Annotated in this window: 16 protein-coding genes; 9 read left to right on the top strand and 7 right to left on the bottom strand. The window is 69.2% G+C overall.

Annotated elements, in window-relative coordinates; translation table 11 throughout:
* From AC07NG_RS19810 to AC07NG_RS19795, 4 genes are all read left to right on the top strand, one after another.
* Window positions 1-990 (top strand): 2-oxo acid dehydrogenase subunit E2 (locus AC07NG_RS19810; RefSeq protein WP_494595840.1); only part of this gene is annotated, 990 nt, incomplete at its 5' end.
* A gap of 117 nt (window positions 991-1,107) precedes the next feature.
* On the top strand, window positions 1,108-1,584 hold the full coding sequence (locus tag AC07NG_RS19805) for a glutathione peroxidase (RefSeq protein ID WP_492855315.1): 477 nt from the start codon (window positions 1,108-1,110) through the stop codon (window positions 1,582-1,584).
* An 81-nt stretch (window positions 1,585-1,665) separates the two neighbouring features.
* A complete protein-coding gene (gene lpdA / locus AC07NG_RS19800; RefSeq protein WP_492855316.1) occupies window positions 1,666-3,066 on the top strand; it encodes a dihydrolipoyl dehydrogenase in 1,401 nt (466 codons plus the stop codon).
* 156 nt (window positions 3,067-3,222) lie between these two features.
* A complete protein-coding gene (locus AC07NG_RS19795) occupies window positions 3,223-4,623 on the top strand; it encodes an OprO/OprP family phosphate-selective porin (RefSeq protein WP_494595839.1) in 1,401 nt (466 codons plus the stop codon).
* A 161-nt stretch (window positions 4,624-4,784) separates the two neighbouring features.
* Here AC07NG_RS19795 and AC07NG_RS19790 read toward each other — a convergent pair whose 3' ends face one another.
* From AC07NG_RS19790 to AC07NG_RS19780, 3 genes are all read right to left on the bottom strand, one after another.
* A complete protein-coding gene (locus AC07NG_RS19790; RefSeq protein ID WP_110122073.1) occupies window positions 4,785-5,180 on the bottom strand; it encodes a DoxX family protein in 396 nt (131 codons plus the stop codon).
* 132 nt (window positions 5,181-5,312) lie between these two features.
* Window positions 5,313-6,866: an AMP-binding protein gene (locus AC07NG_RS19785; RefSeq protein ID WP_487289231.1), complete on the bottom strand. Its 1,554-nt coding sequence runs from the start codon at window positions 6,864-6,866 to the stop codon at window positions 5,313-5,315.
* Between the two features lie 143 nt (window positions 6,867-7,009).
* Window positions 7,010-8,053, bottom strand: coding sequence for an alpha/beta fold hydrolase (locus AC07NG_RS19780; RefSeq protein WP_494595838.1), 1,044 nt, complete (start codon window positions 8,051-8,053; stop codon window positions 7,010-7,012).
* 83 nt (window positions 8,054-8,136) lie between these two features.
* Here AC07NG_RS19780 and lipA point away from each other — a divergent pair, with 83 nt between their 5' ends.
* Together lipA and AC07NG_RS19770 are read left to right on the top strand one after the other, a co-directional pair.
* Window positions 8,137-9,114 carry a lipoyl synthase gene (lipA, locus tag AC07NG_RS19775; RefSeq protein WP_487289234.1) on the top strand — a complete coding sequence of 326 codons (978 nt, stop codon included), beginning with the start codon at window positions 8,137-8,139 and terminating at the stop codon, window positions 9,112-9,114.
* A gap of 3 nt (window positions 9,115-9,117) precedes the next feature.
* The gene (locus tag AC07NG_RS19770) at window positions 9,118-9,570 is read left to right on the top strand and encodes a type II toxin-antitoxin system RatA family toxin (protein ID WP_494595836.1); all 453 of its coding nucleotides are present in this window, start codon (window positions 9,118-9,120) and stop codon (window positions 9,568-9,570) included.
* A 7-nt stretch (window positions 9,571-9,577) separates the two neighbouring features.
* Here AC07NG_RS19770 and AC07NG_RS19765 read toward each other — a convergent pair whose 3' ends face one another.
* The 4 genes from AC07NG_RS19765 to AC07NG_RS19750 form a co-directional block, all read right to left on the bottom strand.
* A complete protein-coding gene (locus tag AC07NG_RS19765) occupies window positions 9,578-10,078 on the bottom strand; it encodes a cupin domain-containing protein (RefSeq protein WP_494595835.1) in 501 nt (166 codons plus the stop codon).
* A 79-nt stretch (window positions 10,079-10,157) separates the two neighbouring features.
* On the bottom strand, window positions 10,158-11,273 hold the full coding sequence (locus AC07NG_RS19760; RefSeq protein WP_494595833.1) for an FUSC family protein: 1,116 nt from the start codon (window positions 11,271-11,273) through the stop codon (window positions 10,158-10,160).
* Window positions 11,273-11,764 (bottom strand): CinA family protein, encoded by a 492-nt coding sequence (locus tag AC07NG_RS19755; protein WP_494595832.1) that lies wholly within the window; start codon window positions 11,762-11,764, stop codon window positions 11,273-11,275. Before AC07NG_RS19755 ends, AC07NG_RS19760 begins: the two co-directional genes overlap by 1 nt.
* 24 nt (window positions 11,765-11,788) lie before the next feature.
* Window positions 11,789-12,949, bottom strand: a complete 1,161-nt coding sequence (locus tag AC07NG_RS19750; RefSeq protein WP_494595830.1) for a bifunctional 2-C-methyl-D-erythritol 4-phosphate cytidylyltransferase/2-C-methyl-D-erythritol 2,4-cyclodiphosphate synthase — start codon at window positions 12,947-12,949, stop codon at window positions 11,789-11,791.
* 100 nt (window positions 12,950-13,049) lie between these two features.
* On the opposite strand from AC07NG_RS19750, the gene dusB reads away from it, so the two are divergent.
* From dusB to AC07NG_RS19735, 3 genes are read left to right on the top strand one after another with little or no spacing between them, the layout of a single operon-like run.
* Complete coding sequence (gene dusB, locus AC07NG_RS19745; protein ID WP_494595828.1) at window positions 13,050-14,057, top strand: tRNA dihydrouridine synthase DusB; 1,008 nt, start codon at window positions 13,050-13,052, stop codon at window positions 14,055-14,057.
* Complete coding sequence (locus AC07NG_RS19740) at window positions 14,054-15,169, top strand: two-component system sensor histidine kinase NtrB (RefSeq protein ID WP_487289244.1); 1,116 nt, start codon at window positions 14,054-14,056, stop codon at window positions 15,167-15,169. Before dusB ends, AC07NG_RS19740 begins: the two co-directional genes overlap by 4 nt.
* A gap of 4 nt (window positions 15,170-15,173) precedes the next feature.
* A complete protein-coding gene (locus tag AC07NG_RS19735) occupies window positions 15,174-16,595 on the top strand; it encodes a sigma 54-interacting transcriptional regulator (RefSeq protein ID WP_110122062.1) in 1,422 nt (473 codons plus the stop codon).
* Window positions 16,596-16,623 lie beyond the last annotated feature (28 nt).

Below are 16,623 nucleotides of genomic sequence, written 5' to 3'. Positions count from 1 at the left end.
GCCGCGGCTCCCGCCGCCGCGCCCGCGCCGGCCGCCCCGGCTCCGGCCGCTCCGGTCGCCGCCGATGGCTCGCGCGTCTTCGCTTCGCCGCTGGCCCGTCGCCTGGCCGCCGCCGCCAGCCTCGACCTGAAGTCCATCAAGGGCTCGGGTCCGCACGGTCGCGTGGTCAAGTCCGACGTCGAAGCCGCCAAGAGCGGGGGCGCTCCGGCCGCCAAGGCCGCGCCGGCTCCCGCCGCTGCTTCGGCCCCGGCCGCCGAGCCGCGCAAGGTTCAGTCGCTGGAGCAGATGGGCATCCCCGCCGGCTCCTACGACCTCGTTCCGCTGGACGGCATGCGCAAGACCATCGCGCGCCGCCTGACGGAAAGCTTCCGCGACGTGCCGCACTTCCCGCTGACGATCGACATCGAGCTGGACGGCCTGCTGGCTGCCCGCGCGAAGATCAACAGCCTGCTTGAAGGCCAGGGCGTGAAGGTGTCGGTCAACGACATCGTCATCAAGGCCGCCGCCGTGGCGCTGAAGCGCGTGCCGGAGGCCAACGCCTCCTACACGCCCGAAGGCATCGCCATGCACAAGCACGCCGACATCGCCGTGGCTGTGGCCATCGACGGCGGCCTGATCACCCCGATCATCCGCGCCGCCGAGACCAAGGGCCTGGCCCAGATCTCGGCCGAGATGAAGGACCTGGCCGCCCGCGCCAAGGCCAAGAAGCTGAAGCCCGAGGAATTCCAGGGCGGCACCTTCTCGGTCTCGAACCTCGGCATGTTCGGCATCAAGGCCTTCTCGTCGATCATCAACGAGCCGCAGGGCGCGATCATGAGCGTCGGGGCCGGCGAGCAGCGTCCGGTCGTCAAGAACGGCCAGCTGGCCGTGGCCACGGTGATGACCGTGACCCTGACCTGCGATCACCGCGTGGTCGACGGCGCGGTCGGCGCCAAGTTCCTGGCGGCCTTCAAGCCGCTGATCGAGGAGCCGCTGACCCTGATCGTCTAAGGACGCTCTCGAAATCCTCGCCTCGCGGTCAAACGCGGGGCGGGGAGTTCGGATACGGCGCGACGAGGCCCCATCCTGGACTTTTCAGGACGGGGACGGCCCCGGGGAGAACACGCGATGTCGGTCTACGAATTCTCGGCCAAGACGCTCGAAGGCAAGGACGTCAGCCTGGCTGACTATCGCGGCCAGGTGCTGCTGATCGTCAACACCGCCAGCAAGTGCGGCCTGACCCCGCAGTACGAAGGCCTGGAAGCGCTCTACAAGGCCAGCAAGGATCGCGGCCTGACCATCCTGGGCTTTCCCTGCAACCAGTTCGGAAGTCAGGAACCGGGTACGGCGGAGGAGATCGGCAGCTTCTGCTCGCTGACCTACGACGTGACCTTCCCGATGATGGCCAAGATCGACGTCAACGGCCCCTCGGCCCACCCGCTCTACGCCTATCTGAAGAAGCAGCAGAAGGGCGTGCTGGGCACCGAAGGCATCAAGTGGAACTTCACCAAGTTCCTGATCGACCGCGACGGCAACGTCGTCGAGCGTTTCGCCCCGACCACCAAGCCTGAAGAGCTCCAGGCGGCCGTCGAGGCGCTGTTATAGATTTCCCAGGCCGGCCCCGCGGGGCCGGTCGTTCGACGCCGCCGCTCCCCCGTGCGACGTCCAAGCTAGGGTAAGACTACCATGTCCACGGAATTCGATGTCGTCGTCATCGGCGCCGGTCCGGGCGGCTACGTCGCCGCCATCCGCGCCAGCCAGCTGGGCCTGAAGACGGCGATCGTCGAGCGCGAGAACCTGGGCGGCATCTGCCTCAACTGGGGCTGTATCCCCACCAAGGCGCTGCTGAAGTCCGGCGAGATCTTCGAACAACTGTCGCACCTCGACAGCTACGGCCTGGCCGTCGAGAAGCCCTCGTTCGACTTCAACAAGATCATCGAGCGCTCGCGCGGCGTGGCCAAGACCATGTCGGGCGGCATCGCCTTCCTGATGAAGAAGCACAAGATCGAGGTCATCGAGGGCGAGGCCAAGCTCGAGAAGGGCGCGCCCGCTCCGAAGGTCGTGATCGCCCTGAAGGCCGGCGGCAGCCGCACGGTCCAGGCCAAGAACGTCATCCTGGCCAGCGGCGCCCGCGCCCGCAACATCCCGGCCATCGGCGCCGTTTCCGACGGCGACAAGGTCTGGACCTATCGTGACGCCCTGGCGCCGAAGTCGATGCCGAAGTCGCTGGTCGTGATCGGCTCGGGCGCCATCGGCATCGAGTTCGCGAGCTTCTACCGCGCCCTCGGCGCCGAAGTGACCGTCGTCGAGGCCGTCGACCGCATCATGCCGGTCGAGGACGCCGAGGTCTCCAAGGCCGCCCAGAAGGCCTTCGAGAAGCGCGGCATCAAGTTCCGCATCGGCGCCAAGGTCACCAAGATCGACAAGACCGCCACCGGCGTGTCGGTCTCGGTCGAGGTCGGCGGCAAGGCCGAGCAACTGACCGCCGAGAAGTGCATCGTCGCCATCGGCATCGTTCCGAACACCGAAGGCACGGAAGCGGTCGGCCTGACGCTCGATCGCGGTCACGTGGTCACCGGCAAGCACGGCGAGACCAACGTGCCCGGCCTCTACGCCATCGGCGACGTCGCCGGCGCGCCCTGGCTCGCCCACAAGGCCAGCCACGAGGGCATCCACGCCGCCGAGTACATCGCCGGCTACAAGACGCCCAACGTCCACTCGCCGATCCCGGGCTGCACCTACGCCAACCCGCAGGTCGCCTCGGTGGGCTACACCGAAGCCGGCGCCAAGGCCGCGGGCCTCGAGGTCAAGGCCGGCCGCTTCCCGTTCAAGGTCAACGGCAAGGCCGTGGCCGCGGGCGAGACCGAGGGCTTCGTCAAGACCGTGTTCGACGCCAAGACCGGCGCCCTGATCGGCGCCCACATGATCGGCCACGAAGTGACCGAGATGATCCAGGGCTTCGTCACGGCCATCACGCTGGAAGCCACCGAGGAAGACCTGCACGGCATCGTCTACGCCCACCCGACCATGTCGGAAGCCATGCACGAGGCCTCGCTCGACGCCTACGGCCGCGTCCTGCACATCTGATCCGGCGAGGGTTCCGGAGTTTGTCCGAACCCGGACGAACTCCCGTTCCCGGGGCTCTCCCAGACACACTTTGTCACGGGACAGCAAAGGCCCGGTCGCTATGAAGACCCGCCCGACAGGCCGTCGGGCGGGTCTTCTGCATTCCGGGTGACGATCTTGCGCGCCTCCATCCAGCTCCCGCTGGCGACCCTCGTCGCCGGCCTGTGCCTCGCCACGTCTCCAGCCCAGGCCCAGGACGGGTCGCTGAGCGCCGAGGACGCCGCCGCGCTGCGGGCCGAGATCGCGACCCTGAAGGCCCAGCTCCAGCGGATGGAGCTGCGGCTCGACGGCGCGACCGGCGCGCCGCAGCGCACGGCCCCGCCGACAACTCCGCCAGCGACGGTCGCGGCCGCCAAGCCCGCTCCCCCCACCGAGATCGCCTGGAAGGGCTCGCCGCAGTTCACCGCCAGCGGCGGCCGCAGCTTCAAGGCCAAGGGCCGCATCCAGACCGACGTCGGCTATGTCGGCCGTCCCGACGGCTCGACCGATCGCGGCCTCGGCTACGCCGCCGAGATGCGCCGCATCCGCCTGGGCGGGGAGGGCGGCCTGGGCGCCGGCGTCGGCTACAAGCTGGAGCTCGAGCTCTCCGACAACGGCGTCGACCTGGTCGACACCTTCGTCACCTACAAGACCGGCGGCTGGCAGTTCGCCCTGGGCAACCAAAACCAGTTCCAGTCGCTGGACGAACTGACAGGCGACACCTCCGGCTCGGTCATGGAGCGCGCGGCCTTCACCGACGCCTTCAGCTTCGAGCGCCGCTTGGGTTTGGCCGCTCAGTACGAGAAGTCCGCCTGGCTGCTGCAGGCCGGACTGTTCGCCGACGACATCACCGCCCTGTCCAACGATAGCGACGGCGCCAGCGGCGGCGACGAGAACAACAGCTACGGCCTGGACGGTCGCGTGGTCTATGCGCCCAAGCTCGGCAAGACCCAGCTGCACCTGGGCGGCTCGGCCCACTGGCGCGACCTCAAGCGGGTCGGCGACGCCGGCACGCGCTATCGCCAGCGCCCTTACGTCCACACCAGCAACACCCGCCTGATCGGAACCTCGACGCTCGCCGTCAGGGACGAAGCCCACTACGGCCTGGAAGCCGCCTTCGTGCGCGGCCGCCTGCACGGCGCGGCCGAGACCCACTGGCTGGAGAGCGACCTGGCGTCAGGCCCCGACGCGCGCTTCTTCGGCGGCTATGCCGAACTCGGCTGGTTCCTGACCGACGACACCCGCGGCTACAAGTCCGGCATCTTCGACCGCGCCAAGCCCAGGAAGCCCTTGGGCGGCGGCGGGATCGGCGCGGTGCAGGTCAACGCCCGCTACGACCATCTCGACCTCAACGACGGCCCGATCGTCGGCGGCCGCCAGGACGCGCTGATCGCCGCCCTGATCTGGCAGCCGGTCGAATATCTGCGCTTCAACCTCAACCACGCCTACCTGGCCTACCAGGATGCCACGCCCCTGGCCGACGGCGATCGCGACTACGGCGTGCACGTCACCGGGGCGCGGATGGAGCTGGATTTCTAGAAAACGCCCCTCTCCCAGAGGGAGAGGGAGGGGCCCGCGCGAAGCGTGGGAGGGTGAGGGGTTACGCCGTCAACCGGCGTGCCGGCACGCCGTCTTCGGTCCCTAACCCCTCATCCGACGGCTACGCTGCCACCTTCTCCCTCTGGGAGAAGGAAGACAAATTAAGGCCGCTTGCGCACCTGCGCATCCACGCTCCATTCCCCCGGCCCGGCGAACACCAGGTAGAGGAAGATGAAGCTGAACAGGATCGCGGCCTCGCCGCCGTTCAGCGCCGGCCAGAAGCCCTGGCTGAAGTGGGCCAGGAAATAGGCCACCGCCATCTGGCCCGACAGCAGGAACGCCACCGGCCGGGTGAACAGGCCCAGCACCAGCAGGCCGCCGCCCACGACCTCGAGCACGGCCGCGGCCAGCAGCAGCGGCGGCAGTGGATCGGGCGCGCCGGGCTGGGCGGCCGGGAAATGGAAGAGCTTCATCAGCCCATGCTCCATGAAGAGCAGGGCGGCGATGATGCGCAGCAGGCTCAGCACCCGCGGGGCCCACACGTACAGTCGTTCCAAGGCTTTCTCCCGTTCCAACGCTTCGGTTCACGCGATCGACCGCCGCTCTTTCCGCAAAGGATCGAAGCGACGGCCGCAAGCTCTACTGAAACGCCCGGGGAGGGGCGAAAGTTCGTCTTTTCGCCGCCTGGATCAGGCCGCCTGGCTGTCGGTCTCGGCCATGCGCTGGATGGCGACATAGTCGGTCTTGCCGCTGCCCAGCACGGGCACCTGGGTGACCTTGAGGATCTTGCGCGGCACAGCGAGCTCCGGCGCGCCGATGGCTTGAGCATGAGCCACCAGCGGCGCGGCCGTGGCGGTCTGGCAGTCGGTGACCAGGATCAGCTTCTCGCCCTTCTTCTTGTCGGGCATCGAGATCACGGCGTGGCGGCCATTGGGCCACACGGCGACGGCCAGGTCCTCGGCCGCGGTCAGCGACACCATCTCGCCGCCGATCTTGGCGAAGCGCTTCACGCGGCCCTTGATGGTGATCCAGTCGTCGTCGGTCATGGTGACCACGTCGCCGGTGTCGTGCCAGCCGCCCTCGGGAGCGTCCAGGCCGCCGTCCTCGCGCAGATAGCCCGACATGATGTTGGGGCCACGCACGTAGAAGCGGCCGCCTTCGGCGATGCCTTCGACCGGCTCGAGACGGGTCTCGATGCCCGGCAGCAGGCCGCCCACCGTCCCGGCGCGGTTGTCGGTCGGCTTGTTGACCGCGATGACCGGCGAGGCCTCGGTCGCGCCGTAGCCTTCCAGCACCGGCACGTCGCCGAAGCGCTCCTTGATCAGGGCGTGGGTCTCGTCGCGCACCTTCTCTGCGCCGCAGACGATGAACTGCAGACCGCCCAGTTCGTCGGTCTCGGAGGCTCGGGCGTACTGGTTGACGAAGGTGTCGGTGGCCAGGAGCAGCGAGGCCTTGCTGTCCTTGATCAGCGGCGGGATCTGCTTGGTGTGCAGCGGCGAGGGGTACTCGAACGCCTTCATGCCCTGCAGCAGCGGCAGGATAACGCCGGCGGTGAGGCCGAAGCAGTGGAACACCGGCAGCGGGTTGAACATCACCCAGGCCGGATCCAGCGGAATGTGGGCGGCGATCTGGGCGGCGTTGGAGACGAGGTTGGCCTGGCTCAGCACCACGCCGCGCGGCGCGCCGAAGCTGCCCGAGGTGAACAGCACCACGCCCTTGTCCGACGGCTTGGCCGGGCTGCGGAACTGGCGCGGGAAGGCGCCGGCCGCGGCCGCGAACAGCTTGTCGGTGAGGCCGATCGTCTTGCGAACGTCTTCCAGGTAGACGACCTTGGCCAGGTCGTCGATCGCGTCGACCACGTCGTGCAGCTTGCCCAGCTCGATGAACTTGTGGGCGGTCAGCACGTGCTGGACATTGGCCAGCTTCACCGCGGCCTTGATGTTCCTAAGGCCCGCCGTGAAGTTCAGCATGGTCGGCACGCGGCCGAAGGCGTGCAGGGCGAAGAACACCACGACCGCGCCGACGCCCGAGGGCAGCAGCACGCCGACATGCTCTCCGGGCTTGGTCATGGCCGCGATCTTGCGGCCCAGGGCGAAGCTCGCCCGGATCAGGTCGGTATAGCTCAGAGGGTTGCGATCCTGGTCCTCCAGGATCGGCTTCTTGGCTCCGAACTTGTCCTTGGCGTCGATCAGGGCGTCGAAGAGCGCCTTTTGGCCGTCTTCGGCTTTAAAAACTACCGGCATGCCGGCGAAACCTCCCACAAAGGCGCGAGTTCCGCCCTCGTTCGATTGAGCAGGGAGCCTAGCGATCCCGGCGGGGTTTGCAAAGATCGGTCACGTTTCGTGATCGAACCCCGTTCTACAGGTGGGATGCAAACCCTTGCGGCTCAAGGGCTGGCGACCGATCGGCGGCCGGCGCCGCGCACGGTCTGGATCACGCCCTCCAGCCAGGGGCCTCGCACCGAATCCCGCTCCAGGTGCAGCGCATGGCGCCCGCCCGGCAAGCGGGTTTCGCGGCAGTCCGCCAGCGCCTTGCAGACGCTGGCCTGGGCCGAAGAGGGCGTCACCATATCGGCGTCGCCGGCCAGCAGCAGAGTGGGGATCTTCACGCCGCCCAGGTCGTGGGCGGCAGCGTCCAGCACGTCGTAATAGGCCGCGTAGAGGCCAAGGCTCGGCGCGCCCATCCGCAGGTCCGGATTGGCCGTCTGCCAGGCGTGATTGACCGCGCCGCGCACCGCATCGCCGGTCAGGCCCAGCGCCTTGTCGTCGGGACCGTCGCGCCGCCAGTCCTGGGCCGTCGGCCAGGCCAGGAACGACAGCCTGGCCTGTCGCGCCAGACGGGCGGTCTTGATCAGCTGGGCCTTTGGGGCGGGCAGGGCGTTGAGTTCGAAGGTCGGCGCCGACAGCACCAGGGCGTCGGCCATCAGGCCTTCCTCGGCCGCGCGCAGGGCCACCAACCCGCCCTGGCCCTGGCCCAGCACCGTCAACGGCAGCCGGCCGTCGGGACGGATCACCGCCTTGACCATGGCCTTGGTCGCCGTGACGTCGGGGGCGTAGCTGAGCACGTGGCCGCGATCGCGCTTGCCGGCCAGCCGCTCGGAGCCGCCCTGGCCCTGGCGCTCCAGGATCCACACCACCACGCCCTTGGCGTTGAGATCCTGAGCGGTCTCGAACCAGGTCTCGGCGCTTTCGCCGTAGTCGGTGAGGATCAGGATCTGGCTGGTCGGCGCGCCGTGCGGGGCGCTGACGCCGTAGCGCTGCACCGCGTCCTCGCCGACCTGCACATAGCCCCAGGCCCAGCCGTTCGGCGGCAGGAAGCGACGCTCCAGGCCCGGCGGGGTCCGGCTGTCGGCGAAAGGCGCGCGGGATCCTTGCTCGCCGCAGGCGAAAAGGGGCAGGGCGAGCAGCAGGACGAGCGCATGGCGAAGCATATAGGCCACTCATTTCGCGCCTTTGCGCCGCATGCAAGATCGAGAGCTTGATCCGGAGGCCAAGAAGGCCGATCTAGGCCCACATGGTCACGTTGATCGATACGCTGAAGGCTCGCGGTCCCGAGGAACGCGCCGTCCGCCACCCCGAAAAGCAGAATCGCCCGGATACGCCGGTCCTGCGCAAACCCGATTGGCTGCGCGTTCGCGCGCCCGGTTCGGGCCAGTACAACGAGACCAAGGGCATCGTGCGCGAGCACAAGCTGACCACGGTCTGCGAAGAGGCGGCCTGCCCGAACATCGGCGAGTGCTGGAGCCAGAAGCACGCGACCATGATGATCATGGGCGAGATCTGCACCCGCGCCTGCGCCTTCTGCAATGTCACCACCGGCCTGCCGACCCAGCTGGATCCCGACGAGCCGCGCCGCGTGGCCGAGGCCGTCGCCAAGATGGGCCTCAAGCACGTCGTCATCACCTCGGTCGACCGCGACGACCTGATCGACGGCGGCGCCCGCCATTTCGCCGAGGTCGTCACCTCGATCCGCGCGATGTCGCCCGGCACGACCATCGAGATCCTGACGCCGGACTTCCTGCGCAAGGATCAGGCCGAGAACGTGGTGATCGACTCGCGGCCCGACGTCTTCAACCACAACCTGGAGACCGTGCCGCGGCTCTATCTGAAGATCCGTCCTGGCGCGCGCTACTACAACTCGCTGCGCCTGCTGGACCGCGTGAAGCAGCGCGATCCGTCCCAGTTCACCAAGTCCGGCCTGATGGTCGGCCTGGGCGAAACGAAGGAAGAGGTCATGCAGGTGATGGACGACATGCGTTCGGCCGGCGTCGACTTCATCACCATCGGCCAGTACCTGCAGCCGACCCGCAAGCACGCGGCCATCGATCGCTTCGTCACGCCCGAAGAATTCAAGGCCTATGAGGCGATCGCCCGGGCCAAGGGCTTCCTGATGGTGTCGTCCAGCCCGCTGACCCGCTCGTCGCACCACGCGGGCGAAGACTTCGCCAAGCTGCAGGCGGCCCGCCGCGCGCTCGACGCCAAGGCTCGCTGATCCTTGCACCGCCACGTCGTCACTCGGGTGCTGCCCTACGCGCCCGAACAGCTCTTCACGCTCGTCGGCGACGTCGAGGCCTATCCGTCGTTCGTGCCGTGGATCACGGCCATGCGCACCTGGAACGCCCACGAGGCCGGCGACGTCTCCAGCCTGGACGCCGAGGCCCAGGTCGGCTTCTCGTTCCTGCGCGAAAAGTTCGCCACCCGCGTCCGCCGCGACAAGGCGGAGCTCAGCGTCGGGGTCAGCCTGCTCTACGGGCCGTTCAAGCGGCTGTCGAACCAGTGGCGGTTCTCGCCCCATCCGGACGGGACCACGGTCGATTTCGCCATCGACTTCGCCTTCAAGTCGAAGGTGCTGGACGCCCTTCTGGCGGCCAACATGGACCGGGCGGTCGACAAGCTGATCGCCTGCTTCGAGGCCCGCGCGGCGCAGCTCTATGGCGTGAAGGCCTGAGGCCTGCTCATTTCGGAACGGCGGGCGTCCAGGGCTTGGTGTCCTTCGGGCCGGCCCAACTGATGAACATCAGGCATTCGTCAGAAAGACAGTCGTCGGCATGGCCCTGTCCGCCCGGCTGGAACCAGTAGCTGCCGGGCCCCAGCGATTTGGCGTTTTCCCGACCGCTCTGCGGCGTCCAGTGCTTCATGACGCCGCTGATCACCGTGAGGCGATAGTCGCTGGTATGGAAGTGAAGCTGGCCTTCGCTGCGCGGCGTCTTCATCAGCATGTCGGACGGACCCGTGGCCGGGTCGCCGCGCAGGACGGCAATCTGCGCTCCGCCGGGGTTCGTCGGCGAGACGGGCGCGAACTTGGCGTCCTCGAAAGGGATGATGAGCAGCTGTTCGGCGTCGCTCCGCGCGACGGCCTTCCGCTCGGCGGCGCCGGACGCGCTTGCGAGCGTGGCCAGCAGGACGGCGTAGCAGCCGGCGCGTAGCGTTGAGTTGGACAAAGGCGGGCGCAACATCAGGCGTTTCCTCGATGCGTGACGACCCCATCGAAGATAACCGGCGTTATTTCAAATGATGTGCGCTTTGGCGCCGAATCTAGTCTCGCTGCCCCGCCGTCTCCTCGACGCGGTCGGCGAAGTCTCCCAGGTTCGCGAACAGGTTTTCCACGGCGAACACCAGGCCGAAGGTCCGCGCCGCGTCGTCGAAGGCCAGCTCCCGCGTCGCACCGACGTCGCGCATGCCCTCCACGGCGTCCTGGAAGGTCTGGTGGCCGGCGGCGAAGGCGATGCGGTCGGGCCGGGCGGTTCCCGACAGGCTCTGGGCCACGCCGCGCAGATAGGCTGACGAGGCCGACAGCATGGCCGCCGTCGGCGGGCCCAGCGTCGGGGCGGGTAGGGCTTCGCGCAGGGCCCGGCCGATCATCACGCAGTCGTTGCGCAGCCTCCACAGGGTGCGAGGCAGGGCGTCCGACACCGAGCGGTCGGAAAGCTTGCTGGCCGTCTCGCGGTCGGCCTCGGTCATCGCCGTCTGCAGCTTAGACAGCGCCTTCAGGGTCTCGTCGTAGTGCTCGCGCGGATCCAGGGTGGTCGGCGCCCCCTCCAGCTTGGCGGCGTAGTGCGACAGCAGATCGGCCAGCAGTCCGGCCGCCTTCTGGCTGCTCGACACCACCGACTGGTGCGCCCGCGCCGGGAAGATCAGCAGGGTGGCGGCGACGCCGACCAGGCTGCCGACGGTGATCTCGGCCACCCGCAGGAAGGCCGCCGTCAGCGGGTCCATGTGCGTCGTGGTGCCGATCAGCATGATCACGGCGGTGATCGGCGCGACCTTGAAGGCCGGGCGCACGGCGGCGAGGAAGGCCAGGGCCGCGGCGGTGACCGCCAGGATCGGTCCGCCCCATTCGGGATGACGGCTGTGCAGCCAGGCCGCGACGGCGCCGCCAGCCGCGCCGACCACGGTGCCCATGAACCGCTCGATCGAGGCGGTGATGGTCGCGCCCAGGCTCGACTGCACGACGATGACGGCCGTGAACACCGCCCAATAGCCCTGGGGCAGATGCAGGAGCGTGGCCAGGGCGTAGGCGACGACGACCGCCGCCGACACCCGCACCGCATGCCGCAGTTCGCTCTTGCGCTTGGCCGCCGCGCCCAGGGCTGACCGCGAAAAGCCCGCCCCGACGAACCGCCGCCAGTCGGAGGGCGCGCTGTCGGGCATCAGGCCACGGCCTCGCGCAGCATTTCCAGCGCCGTACGGATCGCCGCCAGCTGCACAGCCTCGCGGGTTTCGCCGTCGAAATGCTCGTGGCGATGGACGACCGAGCGGTTGGCGCGGGCGACGGCGAAGTGGACGGTGCCGACCGGCTTCATCGGCGTGCCGCCGCCGGGGCCGGCGATGCCGGTGATGGCCACGGCCACATGGGCGTTGCTGTTGGCCAGGCCCCCTTCGGCCATCATCCGCGCCACCGGCTCGGACACCGCGCCGTGGTCGGCTATCAGGTCGCCCGACACACCCACCATCTCGCTCTTGGCGCGGTTGGTGTAGGTGACGAAGCCGCGCTCGAAGACGTCGGACGCCCCCGAGATCGCGCAGATCGCGCCGGCCACCAGACCGCCGGTGCAGCTTTCGATCGCCGTCAGGCGCAGCTTCTTCTCGCGCGCCTCGTCGATCAGCAGTCGGGCCAGGGTTTCGATCTCGATGGGAAACATGCCGCGACTCCTTTGAGTGCCAGTCTAGAGCGGCGTCTCGACCGTAGCCACGGCCTGTGCGGCCAGACCTTCACCGCGGCCGGTGAAGCCCATCTTCTCCGTCGTGGTCGCCTTCACGCTGACGCGGTCAAGCGGCAGGTCCAGGATCTCCGCCAGACGCGCCCGCATGGCCTCGCGGTGCGGCTTGATCTTCGGCCGCTCGCAGATCAGCGTCACGTCCACATTGATCAGGCGGCCGCCGCGCTGGCGGACGAGGTCGACTGCGTGGATCAGGAACTTGTCCGAGGCCGCGCCCTTCCACTGCGGGTCGGTCGGCGGGAAGTGGTCGCCGATGTCGCCATCGCCGATCGCGCCCAGAATCGCGTCGGTCAGGGCGTGCAGGCCGGCGTCGGCGTCCGAATGGCCGATCAGGGTCTCGTCGTGGGCGATCTCGACGCCGCACAGCCACACCGACTCACCCGGACCCCAGCGGTGGGCGTCGAAACCCTGGCCGATGCGGGTGATGCGGGCCGCGCCCGCCAGCCGTTCGGCCATGGCGAAGTCCTCCGGATAGGTCAGTTTGGTCAGCAGAGGGTCTCCCGGCGCGATGGCGACCTTGCCGCCGTCGGCCTCGACCACCTGGGCGTCGTCGGTCGGTTCGGTCCGCCCGCTCCAGGCGGCGTAGGCGGCCAGCAGGCGGTCGCGGCGGAAGGCCTGCGGGGTCTGGGCGCGCCAGAGGCCGTCGCGCGACGTCGTGGTCGCCCCCGACTCGCCGCCGCGCTTGCCAACGTACTTGAGCGTGTCAGCCACGGGCAGGGCGGGAACCACGCCGTCGGCGTCTTCGAGGGCGGCCAGCACCCCGTCCACGACGGCCTTGGTCAGGAAGGGGCGGGCGGCGTCGTGCACCAGCACCGGCTCGTCGCTGGGTCGATGGGCGAGGGCGGCGAGGCCCGACTGCACCGACAGCGCTCGCGTGGCGCCGCCCGCCGCGAACCGCCAGCCGTCCAGGCCGGCCAAGGTTTTGCCCAGGATGTCCTGCATGGTGGGATCGGTAACGATTACGAGATCGGCGGCCCCGGCCGCCAGCAAGGCCTCGACCGACCAGCGCAGGACCGGCTTTCCCGCCAGATCCCGCCACTGCTTGGCCTGGCCGGGTCCGGCACGGGTTCCGCTGCCTGCGGCGACGACGACGGCTGAGAAGGTCATGGCCCGTGTCTAACGTTGTCGTCGCGCATGTCCAGCGAACGGAGGGCTTTACTGCGCTGCACAATGTGCCTAAAAACACAGCGGTGGGGATGATCATAAAATGAGCAAGCAGCTCGCAGTCGGCGCCGTCACGGTGCCCGGACGGGTGTGGATTGCGCCTATGACAGGCGTTTCCGACCTTCCGTTCAGAGAAACGGCCACGCGCCTCGGCGCTTCATACGTGGCCACCGAAATGGTCGCCTGCGCGGAATTCGCGAAGGGCCGGCCCGACGTCGTCCGCCGCGCGGCCGTCGGCGAAGGCCTGCCGCTGATGGTCGTACAGCTTGTCGGCCGCGATCCGGAGCACATGGCGCACGGCGCCCGCCTGGCGGCTGAAGCCGGGGCCGAGATCATCGACCTGAACTTCGGCTGTCCCGCCAAGGAAGTCACCGCCGGCGCGGCTTCGGGTTCGGCCCTGATGCGCGAGCCGGACCTGGCCGAGGCCCTGGTCGCCGCCGCCGTCGAGGCCGTCGACGTGCCTGTCACCGTCAAGATGCGCCTGGGCTGGGACGACGCCAGCCGCAACGCGCCAGAGATCGCCGCCCGCGCCGAAGCCGTCGGCGCCCGCGCCATCACCGTGCACGGCCGCACCCGCTGCCAGTTCTACAAGGGCGAGGCCGACTGGTCCGCCGTCGCGGCGGTCAAGAACGCTGTCTCCGTGCCTGTCCTGGTCAATGGCGACATCACCGACGCTGACAGCGCTCGCCGCGCCCTTGAGCAATCGGGCGCCGACGGCGTGATGATCGGTCGGGGCGTTTATGGCCGTCCCTGGATCGCCCAGGCCATCGAGTCGGCCCTGGACGGCCGCGACTTCGTCGAACCGGGCGTCGACGAGCGCCTGGCGATCGTCCTGACCCATTTCCGTCGCAGCCTCGCCTTCTACGGCGATCGCCTGGGCCTCAAGATGTTCCGCAAGCACCTGGCGTCCTACATCGAGGCCGCGCCGTGGCCGGAGAGCGCCGAAGCGCGCCGCCAGGCGCGCGCCAGCCTTTGTCGCATAGAGGATCCGGTTGTTCTGGAGGCGGCCCTGGCCGATCTCTGGCTCGCCGGCGGAAGGATCGCCGCATGACCGACCGCGCCCGCGCCATTACCGGTCCCGCGCTGGACGCCCTGAAGGCCGCCGCCTTCGAGCTGAGCCCCGAGCCAGCCCTGGTCGTCGACCGCGACGGCGCCCTGGTGGCCGTCAACGAGGCCGCCGAGGCCTTGTTCGGCCACGGCTTGTCGCTGCTGGCTCGCGGCCGCTTCCGCGCCGCCCTGCCGCCCGGCTCGGTGCTGGTCTCGCTGATGGACCGCGCCGTGTTCGAAGGCGCGCTGGTCCGCGAGCACGGGGTCGAGGTCAATCTCTTCGGCCAGCCGCCGTTCGAGGCCGACGGCGCCGCCTCGCCCCTGGGCGACGGCTCGGTGCTGCTGACCCTGCACGTCAAGGGCGCGCTGGGCGTCGAGAACGCCGCCGACGCGGCGGGCCTGCGCTCGGTCGTCGGCCTTGGCCGCATGCTGGCCCACGAGATCAAGAACCCGCTGGCCGGCATCCGCGGCGCGGCCCAGCTGCTGAAGACCGGCGCAAGCGCCGCCGACCAGCCGCTGGCCCAGCTGATCGTCGACGAGACCGACCGCATCCGCCGCCTGGTGGACCGCATGGAGGCCTTCTCCGACCAGGCCCCGACCCCGCGCGAGGCGGTCAATATCCACCAGGTGCTCGACCGCGTGCGGGCGCTGGTAGTCAATGGCGTCGCCGACGGCCTGCGCTTCCGCGAGCAGTACGATCCCTCGCTGCCGCCGGTCTGGGGCGACGAGGACCATCTGATCCAGATCTTCCTGAACCTGGTGAAAAACGCCTCCGAGGCCGCCCACATGCGCGGCGACGGTCGTGGCGAGCTGGTCATCCACACCGCCTGGCGCCCCGGCGTGCGGGTGCGGGGCGTGGACGGCAAGCCCGCCTCCAGCGCGCCGATCGAGATCCGCGTGCAGGATAACGGGCCAGGCGTGCCCCAGAGCCTGCGCGAGCACCTGTTCCAGCCCTTCGTGACCACCAAGGCCAACGGCACCGGCCTTGGCCTGGCCTTGGTCACCAAGCTCGTGACGGCCCATGGCGGCCTGATCGATTTCGAATCCGAGCCCGGCCGCACCGTGTTCCGCGTGCTGCTGCCTGTGGCGCCCGAACCCTCCTTGGGAGACGCGTGAGTAGATGAACGCCGCCAACAAGAAGATTCTGATCGCTGACGACGACTCTTCGGTTCGTCTCGTCCTCAGCCAGGCCTTCACCCGTCTGGGCTACCAGGTCCGGGCCACCGGCAACGCCACCACCCTGCTCAAGTGGGTCAGCGACGGGGAGGGCGATCTCGTCGTCACCGACGTGATGATGCCCGACGAGAACGTGTTCGACGTGCTGCCGCGCATCCGCAAGGAGCGCCCGAAGCTGCCGATCATCGTGATGAGCGCGCAGAACACCCTGCTGACCGCGGTCAACGCCGCCGACGCCGGGGCCTTCGAATACGTCTCCAAGCCGTTCGACCTCGACGACGTTACCGCCGCGGCCCGCCGCGCCCTGTCGCGTCCGGCCGACGCCGAGGCCTCCAAGGCCCAGGCCCGCGCCATGCGCGACGAGCGCCTGCCGCTGATCGGTCGCTCGGCGCCGATGCAGGAGGTCTATCGCACCATCGCCCGCCTGGTCGGGGCCGACCTCACCGTGCTGATCCTCGGCGAAAGCGGCACCGGCAAGGAGCTGGTCGCCCGCGCCCTGCACGACCTGGGTCGCCGCCGCGACGGCAAGTTCGTGGTCCTGAACCTGGCCGCCGTGCCGCGCGAGCGGGTCGAGACCGAGCTGTTCGGCCGCGGGGAGGGCGACCTTGGCCGTCTCGTGGAAGCCGACGGCGGCACCCTGTTCCTCGACGAGATCGGCGACATGCCGCTCGACGCCCAGACCCGCCTGCTGCGCGTGATCGACGGCACCGAGCCGGTCGTGAACCCCAAGACCGGCCGTCGTCCCAACGTCCGCATCATCGCGGCCACCAATCGCGACCTGCGCGGCCTGATCCAGCAGGGCCTGTTCCGCGAAGACCTGTTCTTCCGCCTGAACGTCGCCCCCGTGCGCCTGCCGCCGCTGCGCGACCGTTCGGAGGACATCCCGGACCTGGCCCGCACCTTCCTGCTGCGGGCCAACCGCGAAGGCCTGCCGGCCAAGACCATCGACCAGAGCGCGCTCGACCGCATGAAGAGCCACTCCTGGCCCGGCAACGTGCGCGAGTTGGAGAACCTGATCCGGCGGATGTGCGCCCTCTACGCCGAGGAGCTGATCACCGCCCGCATCGTCGATCGCGAGCTGCAGGACCATTCGCCCGCGCCCCGCGCCGACGAAGGCCCGGTCACGCTGGCGGCCCTGGTCGAGCGCCACCTGGCCTCTCACTTCGCCGAGCAGCCCGACGGCGTTCCCGCCGCCGGTCTCTACGACCGCGTGCTGCAGGAGGTCGAACGTCCGCTGATCCAGCTGACCCTGTCGGCCACGCGCGGCAACCAGGTGCGGGCGGCCGAAATCCTCGGCCTGAACCGCAACACGCTGCGCAAGAAGATCCAGGATCTGGGCGTCGAGATGAGCCGCGGTCGCCGCTAGGCGTTCAACGGATTTGGTTGCTGACGCT

This window comes from Caulobacter sp. GW821-FHT10C03 (assembly GCF_059415485.1).
The sequence above is the reverse complement of the archived record's forward strand: the minus strand, read 5'-3'. Positions and strand labels throughout refer to the sequence as shown.

What these genes read in the sequence shown, in the direction of transcription:
- AC07NG_RS19805 (WP_492855315.1), top strand. Translation starts at nt 1,108, where the DNA reads ATGTCGGTCTACGAATTCTCGGCCAAGACGCTCGAAGGCAAGGACGTC.
- lipA (WP_487289234.1), top strand. Translation starts at nt 8,137, where the DNA reads ATGGTCACGTTGATCGATACGCTGAAGGCTCGCGGTCCCGAGGAACGC.
- lpdA (WP_492855316.1), top strand. Translation starts at nt 1,666, where the DNA reads ATGTCCACGGAATTCGATGTCGTCGTCATCGGCGCCGGTCCGGGCGGC.
- AC07NG_RS19755 (WP_494595832.1), bottom strand. Translation starts at nt 11,764, where the DNA reads ATGTTTCCCATCGAGATCGAAACCCTGGCCCGACTGCTGATCGACGAG.
- AC07NG_RS19765 (WP_494595835.1), bottom strand. Translation starts at nt 10,078, where the DNA reads ATGTTGCGCCCGCCTTTGTCCAACTCAACGCTACGCGCCGGCTGCTAC.
- AC07NG_RS19760 (WP_494595833.1), bottom strand. Translation starts at nt 11,273, where the DNA reads ATGCCCGACAGCGCGCCCTCCGACTGGCGGCGGTTCGTCGGGGCGGGC.
- AC07NG_RS19750 (WP_494595830.1), bottom strand. Translation starts at nt 12,949, where the DNA reads ATGACCTTCTCAGCCGTCGTCGTCGCCGCAGGCAGCGGAACCCGTGCC.
- AC07NG_RS19735 (WP_110122062.1), top strand. Translation starts at nt 15,174, where the DNA reads ATGAACGCCGCCAACAAGAAGATTCTGATCGCTGACGACGACTCTTCG.
- AC07NG_RS19785 (WP_487289231.1), bottom strand. Translation starts at nt 6,866, where the DNA reads ATGCCGGTAGTTTTTAAAGCCGAAGACGGCCAAAAGGCGCTCTTCGAC.
- AC07NG_RS19740 (WP_487289244.1), top strand. Translation starts at nt 14,054, where the DNA reads ATGACCGACCGCGCCCGCGCCATTACCGGTCCCGCGCTGGACGCCCTG.
- AC07NG_RS19780 (WP_494595838.1), bottom strand. Translation starts at nt 8,053, where the DNA reads ATGCTTCGCCATGCGCTCGTCCTGCTGCTCGCCCTGCCCCTTTTCGCC.
- dusB (WP_494595828.1), top strand. Translation starts at nt 13,050, where the DNA reads ATGAGCAAGCAGCTCGCAGTCGGCGCCGTCACGGTGCCCGGACGGGTG.